Annotated in this window: 12 protein-coding genes; 3 read left to right on the top strand and 9 right to left on the bottom strand. The window is 45.0% G+C overall.

Annotation, left to right across the window (positions count from 1 at the left end; genetic code table 11):
- The first annotated feature begins 221 nt into the window (after positions 1-221).
- Positions 222-1,832: a methyl-accepting chemotaxis protein gene (locus tag AOT13_RS08030; RefSeq protein ID WP_003252115.1), complete on the top strand. Its 1,611-nt coding sequence runs from the start codon at positions 222-224 to the stop codon at positions 1,830-1,832.
- Positions 1,833-2,016: 184 nt separating this feature from the next.
- Here the strand turns inward: AOT13_RS08030 and AOT13_RS08025 are convergent, their stop codons facing one another.
- Together AOT13_RS08025 and AOT13_RS08020 are read right to left on the bottom strand one after the other, a co-directional pair.
- Positions 2,017-3,060, bottom strand: a complete 1,044-nt coding sequence (locus tag AOT13_RS08025; RefSeq protein ID WP_376699830.1) for a YkvI family membrane protein — start codon at positions 3,058-3,060, stop codon at positions 2,017-2,019.
- 95 nt (positions 3,061-3,155) lie between these two features.
- Complete coding sequence (locus tag AOT13_RS08020) at positions 3,156-3,890, bottom strand: FixH family protein (protein WP_003252120.1); 735 nt, start codon at positions 3,888-3,890, stop codon at positions 3,156-3,158.
- A gap of 211 nt (positions 3,891-4,101) precedes the next feature.
- Between AOT13_RS08020 and AOT13_RS08015 the strand changes: the two genes are divergently transcribed.
- Positions 4,102-6,264, top strand: a complete 2,163-nt coding sequence (locus AOT13_RS08015) for an ATP-dependent Clp protease ATP-binding subunit (RefSeq protein ID WP_042384958.1) — start codon at positions 4,102-4,104, stop codon at positions 6,262-6,264.
- A gap of 194 nt (positions 6,265-6,458) precedes the next feature.
- Here the strand turns inward: AOT13_RS08015 and AOT13_RS08010 are convergent, their stop codons facing one another.
- From AOT13_RS08010 to AOT13_RS07985, 7 genes are all read right to left on the bottom strand, one after another.
- Complete coding sequence (locus tag AOT13_RS08010) at positions 6,459-7,514, bottom strand: zinc-dependent alcohol dehydrogenase family protein (RefSeq protein ID WP_003252123.1); 1,056 nt, start codon at positions 7,512-7,514, stop codon at positions 6,459-6,461.
- Positions 7,515-8,005: 491 nt separating this feature from the next.
- Positions 8,006-8,704: a TetR/AcrR family transcriptional regulator gene (locus AOT13_RS08005; protein WP_003252124.1), complete on the bottom strand. Its 699-nt coding sequence runs from the start codon at positions 8,702-8,704 to the stop codon at positions 8,006-8,008.
- 13 nt (positions 8,705-8,717) lie between these two features.
- A complete protein-coding gene (locus AOT13_RS08000; protein ID WP_003252126.1) occupies positions 8,718-9,746 on the bottom strand; it encodes an ABC transporter permease in 1,029 nt (342 codons plus the stop codon).
- Complete coding sequence (locus AOT13_RS07995; RefSeq protein ID WP_003252128.1) at positions 9,743-10,471, bottom strand: ABC transporter ATP-binding protein; 729 nt, start codon at positions 10,469-10,471, stop codon at positions 9,743-9,745. The genes AOT13_RS08000 and AOT13_RS07995 overlap by 4 nt, the downstream gene beginning before the upstream one ends.
- 125 nt (positions 10,472-10,596) lie before the next feature.
- Complete coding sequence (locus AOT13_RS21215) at positions 10,597-10,731, bottom strand: hypothetical protein (protein WP_255210116.1); 135 nt, start codon at positions 10,729-10,731, stop codon at positions 10,597-10,599.
- On the bottom strand, positions 10,732-11,010 hold the full coding sequence (locus AOT13_RS20975; protein ID WP_003252130.1) for a GNAT family N-acetyltransferase: 279 nt from the start codon (positions 11,008-11,010) through the stop codon (positions 10,732-10,734).
- 209 nt (positions 11,011-11,219) lie between these two features.
- Positions 11,220-12,914, bottom strand: coding sequence for a M3 family oligoendopeptidase (locus tag AOT13_RS07985; RefSeq protein WP_003252132.1), 1,695 nt, complete (start codon positions 12,912-12,914; stop codon positions 11,220-11,222).
- 370 nt (positions 12,915-13,284) lie between these two features.
- Here AOT13_RS07985 and AOT13_RS07980 point away from each other — a divergent pair, with 370 nt between their 5' ends.
- Complete coding sequence (locus AOT13_RS07980) at positions 13,285-14,709, top strand: amino acid permease (protein ID WP_003252135.1); 1,425 nt, start codon at positions 13,285-13,287, stop codon at positions 14,707-14,709.
- Positions 14,710-14,718: the final 9 nt, after the last annotated feature.

Below are 14,718 nucleotides of genomic sequence, written 5' to 3'. Positions count from 1 at the left end.
CTTGCTAACTACATTCCAAATATATAGGAATGTCATCATTCTGTCCAATAGATAATATTGCCAAACAAAATGGTAATGTAATCATTTTCACTATTTAAAAATGAACATGGCTATCTTATCGTAACAGATAGTTTGCAAACAAACATTTTGTTTGATCGACTGTTGATATATCTGAATATTCCGTATATATTGAAAGCAGTAAGAATAGGGAGGGACAAACGATGAAACATTTAATTAAACGGCAGCGGGCGAAGCAAGCATTAAAAAAAGTTGTCAATGTCGCTGAAAAACTGCGGCAGTCTCTTGACATAAACCGTCCGCTAGAGGAGCAATTGGAACGTATCCGTTCGTTCCTTGACCGCGAACTGCAGCAAGATGAATATTTTTTAATCGTTGATGAAACAGGGCGCGCCATCATTCATACGAATCGATTGCGCGAAGGCCGCGTTTTTTCCGATGAGGTGGGGCAAAAAGCCGCTAAAACAACGAAACCGCTTTTGCAAGTGTACGAACGCGATACTGGGGAGGTGCTCATCGACGCAAGCTGCCCTTTATTAACAGACTTTAATGGAAAGCGTTTTAATTTGCGATTGGGAAGATTAATGCACCGTCCTTATTTGCAAACTTACTTTTTATTTCTGTCTATTGTGCCTGCCATGCTCAGCTTTCTCATCACGCTGCTTTTTTCACTATCTCCGTTATGGACATGCGCTGCGACTATTATCGCCAGCTTGATCATGAGCACGCTTTTTTACCGGTCGCTTGTCAATGAACTGCGCCACTGGTATAGCGTCACTCGCTCCGTTTCATCTGGAAACCTTCAAACAGAAGTACATACTGCCCGAAAACGCAATGAATTTCATCAAATCGCATATGAAATAAACAAAATGATTTTCGGCATTCGCGCGATGATCACAGAGTTAGCGAAAGCCGCCAAAACGGTGAATCAAGTAAGTGAGCAACAGCAGCTGGAAACAAAACGGCTTTCAGAATCGTTTGATGAAATCGCCGCAGCAATGGAAACGTTCCGCGAAGGCACAAAACAGCAAACCGCATCGGTAGAACAAGCCAATCATTTAGTAATCCAGATGGTCGAACGGGTGCAAAAAATGCAAGAAGAAGTGGAACGTGTCGTTTCACATGCAAAAACTGCGCTCACATCGATGGACGAAGGAAACCGCCTCATTGAAGAAACAAAACAAAAAATGGATACAATGCAACAAGAAATAAACAAAACGACGGCATTAATCCACGCTGCATCGCAAGAAGCAGCCAACGCCCAAAACATGATTTCCGCCATCCGAACGATCACGAAACAAACAAATTTGCTCGCGTTAAACGCATCGATCGAAGCCTCGCGCGCGGGAGAAGCAGGAAAAGGCTTTGCCGTCGTCGCTCAAGAAGTCCGCAAGCTTGCTGAAGATACAAACGATTTTGCTGCAAAAATTTTATCTTCACTGCAGACGATGACAAACGTGCTGCATAACGCCGTCCAAGCCGTACAGGAAAACGAGCAGCATGTGGAAAAAACGAAACATTCGCTATGGAAAACGGGCGAAACATTCGCATTATTCCATCAAATGTTTTCTGAACTCAACGCGCTTTTGCAGCAAAATCAAATCCATGTCGAAGCGGTTACTGGCAATGGCCGAAACCTTCAGCATCTCATTGGCGATATTAACATCATCGCCACCGATTTCACAAATATGGTGCAAGAAACTACCGCCGGATTGGAACAGCAAACTGCCGCCATCCATGAACTGGCGAAAGAAGCGGATGTTTTGCTTGCTTCTGTTCAACAGCTTCAGCAAATTGTCAACCGGTTTCATTAAAAGCGGCAAGAAAATAGAAAGCACTTCTGACAATGATATTGCGGACAGCAATGGTTGATTTTTTCTTTCCCCTTGCCGCCCAACTGCAGCCGTTTGCCTGTTGGCATCCGGCAATGCGAACACTGGCATTGGCTCGCCGGATTGTCAAAGCGTTTGTCCGTTTTCCGCGGACAAACGCTCTGCGCTATTTTGGCATTTTCCGCATACACAGCAACAAAAGAAAGGCGAAGCTGATATACCCAAACAACGGGTATAAAAACGACAACAGAGAACTATAACGAAACAAACTGGCCGCGAACAATAAAGCGAACAAAGCGATCAGAAACAAGCTATCCGAAACCGAAAACATCGTGCGAAATTGCCGTTGCAGCCCAAACACGCCGCCAATAATAGACGTCAAAATTTCTCCGTAAATGACGAGAATATACATCCAATAAAATAAGGAAAAAAAAGAACGAATTACTTCCGCCATTGGAATATCGTAACTCAATACATGCGGGAACGATAATAAAACGAAGTGGCTGCTCAATAAAATGCCTGTGAGCAGCAATCCCCCCATCATTGCTCCGCGCTGCACGGTCGTCTCATCATCGGCTTCCTGCGCTAATGGCACAAGCACAGGCTGCGCCATCGTTAAATTAAAGGCGGCATACGAAAGCGGGGCAAGAAACGCCTTTAATGAATGATCGATTGTCAGCCATCCTTCGCCGCCCCATTTTCCCATGGCCAGCAGCTTAAAAAGAACGACAGCGCTAAACAGCACCATGGCCGGAACAATCAGTGCATTAACACTTAACAAACCTTTTATATCGTATAACATCACAACGAACGATAAGCAAAGCGTTATCATGATCCCTGCCTGCTTTGGCAGCCCGAGCTGTTCTTCAAACACCGCGCCTGCGCCCGCGATCATTACCGCAACCACTCCCATAATCATTGCCGTCATAATAACTGTCACAAGCGGGCTCATAACATTGCCAAATAAATAGCGATTAAACTGCTGGTAAGATGCCGCGCCAATTCTGCGCGCCATCACCATCATTCGCGCTCCCATCCATGTGAATAAGCCGCCGCTGATAAACACTCCTATCGTGCCAAAAGCTCCGTATTGGGTGAAAAACTCGACGATTTCCTTTCCTGTCGCAAATCCCGCGCCAACGACGGTCCCGACATAGACAGCAGCAATTTGCCATGCTTCCGACCATTTTTTCCACACTTCTGTTGTCACATCCTCCTTGTCCACGCTTTATTTCATATATATGTAAACGCGGACAAAGAAAGACGAAATAATAAAAAAAGGATGCTACAACGAAGCATCCGGTTTTATTTCACTGTAATTTGTTCGAGTTGGTGCTCATGCAATTCTTTCGCCTCTACGTGGATTTTTACCGAGTATGTTCCTTTTTCTTGGAAAGTTGTCGCCGCTTCATATTGGCCTGCTTGTGCCTCGCTCGCATCAATAAACTCATGCTTTCCGTTATTTTTCCACACTTCAAAACGAACCGTAGCGTTTGTCAACGGTTTTCCATCGTGAGCAATCTGCGCCGTCAAACTTGCCGATTGATTAGCCACATATTCTTTAGATTGCAGCGTTATCGATAAGCCAGCGTAAGAATGGCCGCTATGTCCATCATTATGATGATTCTCAGCATTTTCATGTTGCTGTTCGGGCTCTTGACCAACGATAATATCTTTTTTCGGCATATTGTGCATGTTCCGCGCTGTGACATGCGCAACGACGGAATATGTTCCCGGCTCTGTAAACGTTTTAGTGACGGAATATTTGCCGCTTCCTTCATTCTTCGCCTTTAACATATCATGTTTTTCACTTCCATGTTTCCAAATTTCAAATTTTACTTCATCGGCATCGTCAACTTTTTCCTCTCCGTATGTTACGACACATGCTATCGTTGTTTCTTTGTTTAACTCAATATGATCGGCGGCTTCTATTTTCACTTCCAATATCGCCGGCTTTTCTCCGTTCTTTTCTTGGGCGCAAGCCGCGAATAAAAACAACGACGGCATCAGCAATGCCAAAAACGCATAAACTTTTTTCATCTTTTTCACCCTCGCTAAATTTTTTTCTGTCCCAAACTATATCACAAATTTGCCACATTCTATACCATCGTTCACCGTTTCTCCAAAAATATTTCACGATTACAACAAATTTTTAAAAAAAAACACTTGAAAGTCAAAGATAGTCAAAGTATAATAAAGACAGAAAGTCAAAGATAGTCAAAGTCAAACGATAAAAAGGAGGTTATGCCTCATGCTTTGCCAAGTATGCCAACAAAACGAAGCAACAGTATTTGTCAACTTGCAATTTAACCATGAGAAAAAACAAATGCATCTTTGCCATGAATGTTATGAAAAACAAAAACAAGAGCTTTCCATCCCAATGAACTTCGGGTTTGGAGGCTTTTCGTCATTCCCGTTTGATGATTTCTTTATGGATGGATTTTCGCCAATTTCGGAAATGGGAGCGCCACAGCCAAACACCGCACAGCCATCGCACCGCAACAGAAAAGGCGGCGGCTTCCTTGATCAATTTGGCCGCAACTTAACGCAACTGGCGAAAGCAGGTCTCATTGATCCAGTCATCGGCCGCGATAAAGAAATCGAACGCGTCATCGAAATTTTAAACCGCCGCAATAAAAACAACCCGGTATTAATCGGGGAACCTGGCGTCGGGAAAACGGCGATCGTCGAAGGACTTGCCTTGAAAATTGCCGAAGGACAAGTTCCGGAAAAACTGTTAAATAAAGAAGTGTATTTGCTTGACGTCGCTTCGCTTGTCGCCAACACGGGCATTCGCGGGCAATTTGAAGAGCGCATGAAACGTCTTATCGCTGAACTGCAACAACGCAAAAACGTCATTCTCTTCATCGACGAAATTCACTTGCTCGTCGGCGCCGGTTCGGCGGAAGGTTCAATGGACGCTGGCAACATTTTAAAACCTGCGCTGGCCCGCGGCGAATTGCAAGTCGTCGGTGCGACAACATTGAAAGAATACCGACAAATTGAAAAAGACGCCGCGCTTGAACGCCGCTTCCAACCAGTGATCGTCCATGAGCCGACCGTCGAACAAGCAATCACGATTTTAAAAGGCATCCAGCCGAAATATGAGCAATTCCACCATGTCAAATATACGGATGAAGCGATTGAAGCATGCGTCAAATTGTCACACCGCTACATTCAAGACCGCTTCTTGCCGGACAAAGCGATCGACTTGTTAGACGAAGCCGGCTCAAAAGCAAACTTGCGCATCGGTCCGACAGATGAAAAACAAATTCAAGAGCGCCTTGCGCAAATCGCTAAAGAAAAAACAAAAGCAGTGAACGAAGAAAATTTCGAACTGGCAGCGAAATTGCGCGATGAAGAGCTGAAATTAGAAAAACAACTGCAAAACGGTGTAAATCAAGAGCGCCCTGTTGTCGATGTTGCCGATATCCAACGCATCATCGAAGAAAAAACAGGCATTCCTGTCGGCAAACTGCAAGCTGATGAAAAAGAAAAAATGAAACATTTAGAAGAAAACTTGGCGAAAAAAGTGATTGGCCAAGAAGAAGCGGTGAAAAAAGTGGCGAAAGCGATCCGCCGCAGCCGCGCGGGATTAAAAGCAAAACATCGCCCAATCGGTTCATTCTTATTCGTCGGTCCGACCGGCGTCGGAAAAACAGAGCTGGCGAAAACGCTCGCCGAAGAATTGTTCGGCTCGAAAGACGCAATGATTCGCCTCGATATGAGCGAATATATGGAAAAACATTCGGTATCGAAATTAATCGGTTCACCTCCGGGCTATGTCGGTTTTGAGGAAGCCGGCCAGCTAACGGAAAAAGTGCGCCGCAATCCATACAGCATCATCTTGCTTGACGAAATTGAAAAAGCGCACCCGGACGTGCAGCACATCTTCCTGCAAATTTTAGAGGACGGCCGTCTCACTGACAGCCAAGGCCGCACCGTTAGCTTTAAAGACACGGTCATCATCGCGACAAGCAACGCCGGTGTTACCGATAAAAAAATTACGGTTGGATTCGAAAAACAAGGAACAACGCACACAAGCGTTCTTGAGTCATTAAACGCCTACTTCAAGCCGGAATTTTTGAACCGTTTCGATGCGATCATCGAATTCAAACCGCTACAAAAAGAACATATGTTGCAAATCGTCGATCTGATGCTCCATGAAGTAAAAGCGACATTGCGCGAACAACACATCGACCTTGACGTAACGCCAGCAGCGAAAGAAAAATTGGCGGAACTCGGCTATCATCCAGCGTTCGGTGCCCGTCCGCTCCGCCGCGTCATCCAAGAACATGTCGAAGACAAAATCGCCGACGTCTTGCTTGATGAAAACGATCAAGTACAAGCGCTTCGCATCGATGTCGAAAATGACGCGATTGTCGCAAAAGCTTTGCATAAACAAACCGCCTGATCCCTTGATGGGAAAGGCGGTTCTTTTTTTGCCTATCTGCCGTATTTTATCCGCTTGCACATTATTACATAATTTGCTTACGGCTTTTCAGAAACAGCCATTAGATAAACTTAAAACAAAAATCAAATCCTACTAAATGCTGTTGATAGGCGGCAGCCCCATTTTTTCGCAGACTGTCACGGTTGATTGGTCCATTAAAATTTAGTGATTACGTTAAACCCTTTCGTATTATATTGTGACATATTTTCAAATACAGCGTTTACCTCTTCCAATTTGATTTCACGTTCAACTAAGCGCTTCGGATTCAACCGCCCGGAAGAAATCAAGCTCAGCAAACCGCGATAGTCAGGATGAGGATTGCCGATGCTTCCAACAAACTCAATTTCCGATGCTGTAATCAGGTCAACAGGGAGCGAGACAAAACCTCCTTCTTCTGATGTGGTTAAACCCACTTGAACATGTCTTCCTCCTTTTCTTAAGGATAGAACCGAATTAAGAACGGTATCTTTGATGCCTAAAGCATCCAGTCCGACATGTGCGCCCCCTTTTGTGATTTCCTTTATTGCTTCGACAACGTTTTCTTTTCTAGCATTGACGGCCGCAATAGCGCCTTCCTGTTTTGCGATTTCAAGCTTTTGATCATCAATATCAACGGCTATCACTTGCGCTCCTAATGCATTGGCCACCTGAATAGCAGAAAGACCTACACCGCCAGCTCCATGCACAGCCACCCAATCACCAGGCTTGACATGTCCTCTGACAATACCGTGATATCCCGTCATGTAACGGCAGCCTAAAGCAGCTGCTGTTAAACTGTCAACATTTTCAGGGAGTCTGATCAAGTTAAAATCGGCATTGCGAACTAATACATATTCCGCATAACCGCCTTCCAATCCAGAAACCAAGCCATAAATTTGCAGGTTTTCGCATAAATTCGGCACACCTTTTTTGCAATATTCACATCGCCCGCAAGCGGAATGGAACGGGACGGTGACACGATCTCCCGGACGGAACGACTTCACCTCTTTGCCAACTTCTTCGATGACACCCCCAAATTCATGTCCAGGTGTTATCGGCAATTCCGGGGACAAACCAATCCACGCCCAATCCCCTTGCCACGCATGCCAGTCGCTTCGGCAAACTCCGCAAGCTTCGATTTTAATTACCGCATCTTCCGGACCTGGTTGAGGATCCGGGACATTTAAAATTTCCAACGGTCTTTTGTGCTGAACAATTTTCGCAGTTTTCATTGCCTCTCCCCCTTATTTTAAAAAACGTATTATTAACAATATTATTAATATTCATTATTTTAACAAAAATAATTATATAGTTAATTAGTTACAACATTTTTGGTTTCTCGAAAGCTAGTTACGCAAGTTAAAAAGATAAATGGTATTGAATGGAATGTAGCGCTTTAAAAACTTTATTGCCATTCCCAGTGTGGAGGCAAGATTGAGTCAAGAATAAATAAAAAACCGTTTCAATCAACAGTCGTCAAAAATCTATATGGTATTACGATCATAATGCCAACCTTGCTGCTGCAAGCCACAAAGAATCAGCGAAAATTAATAGCAGGATGCGATTGCCGAAAAATGCGGCAATCCCTCCTGCTACTATCCTAAAAATCATGGTTATTGTGCAAGCCGGTTAAAAACATAATAGAGCTGGCTAAAATACCAGCAATGATATAACGCCAACATCCAAAGACCGCTAAGCTGCTATAGGCGCTGATAGTGGAAATTCAGCCCTTGGTATCGGCGATGGAATTTTCATGCGAATCAGCCAGCTTTTTGGCAAGGCCATGCATTAAAAACTGGATTGTCCGTTCCATTTCCGCTTCATCGTCCCAGTCGTAATCTGGCAACATAATAAACCGCGCCAGTAAAAATCCGGCAATTGCCGTGATCGTCATGCGGATGACCGAATCAGCGGGAATGGCGGCCAATTCTCCTTTTTCTTGAAAATGCTCGACGATTCGCTTAAATTTCTGGTAGATGTGCGTCGTAAAAACGTGCTGAACCTGCTCTTTAATTTCCGGATGAAACGCGATTTCCTGCCAGAACACCCGGACGGCCGGCAAGTACTTTTTCAAAAATTGATAACGGTTTTTCAAAAGAGCGCGAATGAAGTCTTCATAGCTTTGATACTGGCTTTCAAACACTTCTTTGACAAATTCTTTCGCCAAAAATGGGGCGACGGATTTAAACAGCGTCGGAGTGACAATCGCCAAAAGCAAATCCTTTTTTGTTTTATAGTGGCGGAAAATCGTTCCTTCGGCCACACCTGCTTTCTTGGCGATTTCGCTTGTCGAAGTGGCGGCATAGCCTTTTTCGGCAAACATTTCAATCGCCGCTTGCAAAATTTTGATTTGCTTTTCACTAAGCTTCACATCTTCCCCGTTTCGCTGCAACAATTCTTTCAGCCATTGCTGTTCATTCATTACCTTATGCTCCTTACAATTTTCGATATTTTTTTAATGCCACTACATTTAATATCATAAACAATATAGCAAAACCAAGTAAAACATATACGTCTTTGGCAATTTCATTCCAGCCATTGCCGCGAACCATAATTTCCCGCAGCGCATCCGCTCCGTACGTCAGCGGCATGACCACGCTTAAAGACCGGAGCCATTCCTCCATCGTATCTAAATTAAACAAGCCGGAAAAGAACACTTGCGGGACGACAACGAGCGGGATAAACTGCATCATTTGCAGTTCATTATTCGCAAAAGCAGACAGCAACATCCCTAACGTTAAAGCAGTCATCGCCAATAAGAATGTTATCAACAGCACGTATACGAAAGAACCTTCCATCATCATGTCAAGAATATCAATAGCAAACCAAGCAATTAAACTCGCCTGCAATGTTGTAAATAATCCAAATCCTATAATGTAGCCAGCCACAATTTCCCAGCGCTTAAGCGGCGTCGAAAGCAAGCGTTCGAGCGTTCCGCTTGTACGCTCGCGCAGGAACGAAACGCCAGCGATTAAAAAAACGAAAAAGAAAACGAAAAAGCCGATTAACACAGGACCGAAATTATCAAATAGCGCCATGTCTTCTGAACCATGCAAGTACGTTGTTTTCCATTGCAACGATTGCGCTGGCGGGGCTAATTCTTGAAGCGCTTTTTGCACCGTCATCAGCACCGCTTTATTTACCGTCGGATCGCTTCCTTCTAACGTAATTTTCGGAATTCCTTCATCCATTTTTATGAACGCGTCAATTTGTTGTTTTTCTAACTGCTTGCGAGCCGTTGCTTCCGTAAGTTTTTTGACATCAGCGTCGTATTTTTCTAACTTCTCCGCCACAACTTCTGGCGTTTTTGGACTAACGGCAATCGTTGGTTTATATTCCTCGCCATTAAACACAAGGTTCATCAAAAACAGCACAAACATCGGAGCCACAATCATTAACGCAAGGGTGCGTTTATCGCGGAAAAACTGGCGGATGATGCGAATGACGATGGCGCGGACTCTCATCCTCTTGCACCTCCAAAATATAAAAAGGCTTGCTCGATCGTTTCGGAATTTGTCTCTGTCTTTAACTTTTCCGGACTGCCGACCGCGATGAGGCGGCCATCGCGGATCATGGCGAGGCGCTGGCATTTTTCCGCTTCATCCATGACATGGGTCGTTACGACAATCGTCGTTCCATTTTGGCGGATTCTCTCCAGCTCCTCCCAAATGGCCTGGCGAAGCACAGGATCAATGCCAACCGTCGGCTCATCTAAAAGCAATACTTCCGGTTCATGTAGCAAAGCTATCGCCAGCGACAACCGCCGTTTCATCCCTCCAGAATATTGATGGACAGGCTTTTTGATATGATCTGTCAGATTGACAAGATTCATCACGTCATAAATGCGTTCTTTTTGCTTTTTTCCTTTTAACCCATAGATCGAAGCGAAAAATTGCATGTTCTCCAATGCCGTTAATTCCCCGTATAAGGCGTCAGACTGCGCCATAAAACCAATGCGCTGCATCACCTGTAAGTCAGGCATTTTTTGATTTAATACATGAATCGTTCCACTCGTAGCTTCGTCAATGCCAGCGATCATTTTGACAATCGTCGTCTTCCCCGCCCCAGAAGGCCCGAGCAATCCGAAAATTTCTCCTTTGTGTACGTCAAGCGACACATCTTCAACAACCGTTTTTTTCCCAAACCGTTTTGACACATGTTCAAGACAAATACACGGCTTCTCTGGCATGAACTTTCCTCCTTCTATAGTGAGTGATTACTCACTTATATTTTACACGATATTGATTTTATCTTAAAGTGAGTAATCACTTACTAAACAATTTTTTTAAGCTGCCTTGTACTTAGGCAGCTTATTTATGCGAAAGAGGCGACGTTTTTCCACCCGTAGCGCCATTCCGGCAGCTTTTTCCCGCCGATATCCGCGACCCGTTCAGCGTTCATGCCGCCAAGCCGCTCGTAAAAGCGGCGTGACGGATTATCAGCAAGCACTTACACGGTCAGCGAACGAATCCCTTCGCGTTGGAACTCACCGACTAGCGCTTTGACGAGCTTTGTTCCGTATCCTTTTTTCTGTGCTTCTTTCAATAAACAGGTGGCGTATATCCGCTTCTTTCCCGTGTGTAGCGCGGTTTTTGCCTCCGGAAATAAACCCGCATACTTTGCCGTTGTTCTCCGCGACAAAATAGAATGCTTCAGCTGCTGCAATCCACACTGCCAAAGCTGTTCTTTTTCGCTTGCGTTTAATTGTGCCAAATACTCCGCAGGCACAATTCCTTCGTGCGTCGTTTTTCATCCTTCCACATAAATGGCCGTAATGGCTTTGGCACCCTCCATCATTGCTTTCCGAATGTTCATCATTTTCCACCTCATTCATGCGATAATGCATGTCCTTCGATTAAGCTGTATGAACGGCGACAGCTTGCGGACTCAATAATATGTTGCGAAAAGCAATCCGGGAGAGACGGGAAAGAGCATTGTTAAAGTTGGCTGTCATCGACGCTATTCAGCCACCGTTCCATTTCGCCGGCTACCGCTTGGACGCAGCCGTCTTGAAACGGAGAAATAAGGTTAGCGGTGCGGACTAATTCGGTAAACGGCTTGCTTCCGCCTTGACGGCATAATCTCAAATAATCATTCCACGCCTCTTCGTAGTTTTCACGCGAACGTTTCCAAAACTGGAATGCACAGATTTGCGCCAATGTATAGTCAATATAATAAAACGCCGTCGTGTAGATATGGCTTTGCCGCTGCCAAAAGCCGCCGCGTTCTAAATAATCGTTGCCGTCATAGTCTCTTGTCGGCATATATTTTCGTTCAATTGCCCGCCATGCTTGTTTCCGTTCCGCCGGCGTCGCATCCGGATTTTCGTATACGAAATGCTGAAATTCGTCCACCGCTACGCCATATGGCAAAAACAACAAAGCATCACTTAAATGATAAAACTTATATTTTTCTTCATCTTCTTGAAAGAATAACTTCATCCACGGCCATGCAAAAAACTCCATGCTCATCGAATGGATTTCGCACGCCTCCAAAGTCGGCCAGTTATATTCCGGAATTTCGTAATGGCGGCTTTCGTAAACTTGAAACGCGTGCCCCGCTTCATGCGTAAGCACATCGATATCTCCGGATGTGCCAGTGAAGTTCGAGAAGATAAACGGCGCTTTATAATTTGGGATAAAGGTGCAATAGCCGCCGCTTGCTTTCCCTTTTTTCGCAATAAGGTCCATCAATTCATTTTCGGTCATATACCGGAAAAACTCGCCCGTTTCCGGCGACAGCTCTTCATACATCTTTTTCCCGTTTTCAATAATCCAGTTTGCGTCCCCTTTTGGCGTTGGGTTCCCTGTTGGAAACACAAATGCTTCATCATAATATTTCAGCTTCTCGACGCCGATGCGTTTCCGCTGCCGTTCGCGGAGCTTGACGGCAATCGGAACGATGTGCTTTTCGATTTGTTTGCGGAATTTCGCAACCATCCCGGCGTTATAATCCGTTCTGCCTAAACGGGCATAGCCAAGTTCCACGAAGTTTTTAAATCCAAGCTTGCGCGCAATGGTGGTGCGCACTTTCACGAGCTGATCATAAATCTCATCCAATTTTTCTTCATGCTCTTGAAAAAATGCAGAACGAGCCTCACTCGCCCGCTTGCGCATCTCGCGGTCCGGCGATTCGACGAACGGCTGCAGCTGCGCTAACGTCCGTTCCTCTCCTTCAAAGAAAATTTTGGCTGAAGCAACCAATTTCGTATATTCGCTTGTCAGCTTATTTTCTTGTTGTAAATCTTCGATAACCTCCGGAGAATGCGTTTTTAATTCCGTCTCGGCAAGCGCAAACAGCTGTTTTCCCCATTTTTCTTCAAGCTGCGGGCGGAACGGAGAGGAAACGAGCGCCCGATAATAATCGTTTACAAGCCCTTTGACAATCGGCTCAGCTTCATCAAAAAATTCTTGTTCCTGTTCATAAAATTCATTGTTCGTATCAATTGTATGGCGAATATAACAAATATTTTCCATCGTGCTAAAATCGTTGCGGAGCCGGTTGATTTCTTTCATCACCTCGTTCTGTTCTTCCGCATTGCCAGCCTTTTGAAACGATTGCAGCGCCAGTTGAAATGATGCTTTCAACTTCTCGATATTTGGTCGTTCATAACGGAACTCGGAAAATTTCAATGCAATCCCTTCCTTTTTCCCTTATCTTAGTTTGTATTCCATTCTTGCACAGAAAATCCTTTTTTTCAATGAGGAAAGATTGTTGACGAATTTTATCGAAAAACGTATAATAATGACGCCAATTGAATATTTTTTCTTTCCCATTCACATAAATGGAAATAAGGCTCGGCGAACAACCGGGACAAAGAAGTCCATGAGTTTTCAATGAAAACCGCAAACTGTGCCTTTCTGTGAACAGGCACAGGACCGCCATCATCGCCAGATATCAATGAGGGCTGAATGCGGATGTTTCGGTGCACCCGTTGCATGTTTTTGGGTGCATTTTTTTTGATGAAAATAATGAATCATCATCAGGAAGGAGCTACTAAGAGTGCAACAGCAAAAACTCGGATTATGGCTATTAACGGCGCTTGTCGTTGGCAATATGGTAGGATCGGGAATTTTTATGCTGCCGCGCTCGCTTGCGGAAGCGGCAAGCCCGCTTGGCGTCATTTTGGCGTGGCTGCTCACGGGCGCCGGTGTATTAATGACTGCGCTCGTCTTCGGCAATTTGGCAATCCGCAAACCGGAATTGAACGGCGGACCGCAAATTTATGCAAAAGAACTATTTCCTAAAGGATCGAACGCAGCGATTTTATCTGGCTTTATGTCTTCATGGGGGTATTGGATCGGCAACTTTGCCGGCAATGTCGCGATTATTACGACGTTCACCAGCTATTTATCGACGTTTTTCCCGGTTTTAACAAGCAAACAAACGTTATTTGCCATCGGCTCCCTTGATATCAAGCTGGGAAACTTGTTGACATTTCTCATTTGCACAGCGCTGCTTTGGGGAATGCATTTCATCATTTTGCGCGGCATCGAAGACGCAGGCAAGCTGAATTTTGCCGCTACCGCAGCGAAAGTGCTCGGATTTTTCTTATTTATTGTCATTGCTTTATTTGCGTTTGAAAAAAGCTCGATCGGCCCGTTGGCCGCTCCTCGCTATGATGACGCGGGACATTCGATCGGACTGTTAGGCCAAGTGAATAATGCGGCTGTATCGACATTATGGGCGTTTATCGGCGTAGAATCGGCGATTGTTTTTGCTTCACGGGCGCGGAAGCAAGCGGACGTAAAGCGCGCCACCATTCTCGGTTTGCTCATCGCTCTCGCGATTTATATCGGGATTAGCGTGCTCGTCATGGGCATATTGCCGCAAAAAGAGCTTATTCAATCAGAAAAACCGCTCGTCGACGCGATTATCATGATTTTAGGGCCAAGCGGCGGCTACATTCTTGCCGGGCTTGGATTGATCAGCTTGCTTGGCTCCACGCTCGGCTGGGTATTATTAAGCGCGGAAGTGCCGTACCAAGCGGCAAAACAAGGGCTGTTTATGCGGGCGTTTTTAAAAGAAAACAAAAAAGAAGTGCCAAGCTTTTCTTTATTGCTTTCCAACGCGCTGGCGCAAATTTTTATTTTTTCGACCATTTCCCATTCGATGTCAGCAGCGTTTGACTTTGTCATTTACATCGCGACATTGGCGTATCTCGTTCCATATTTTATCGCTTCTGTTTTCCAATTGAAACTGACGCTTACCGGCGAAACGTATAAACGCGCTTTACGCGCCCGCGTCATCGACGGGGTGATCGCCGTTCTTGCGACAATCTATTCCATTTGGGTCATCGTCTCCGGGACAGCGGACATAAAAACGTTTATGCTGGGCGTCGCGCTGCTCCTCAGCGGCATCATCTTCTACCCGCAAGTGAAAAAAGCAGCGCAGCAATCAGAGGAAAAACAAAAAATATCGGCGTAATTAAGAAAC

Source organism: Parageobacillus thermoglucosidasius, from assembly GCF_001295365.1.
Classification (GTDB): domain Bacteria; phylum Bacillota; class Bacilli; order Bacillales; family Anoxybacillaceae; genus Parageobacillus; species Parageobacillus thermoglucosidasius.
This window is presented reverse-complemented; position numbering and strand designations above follow the sequence as displayed.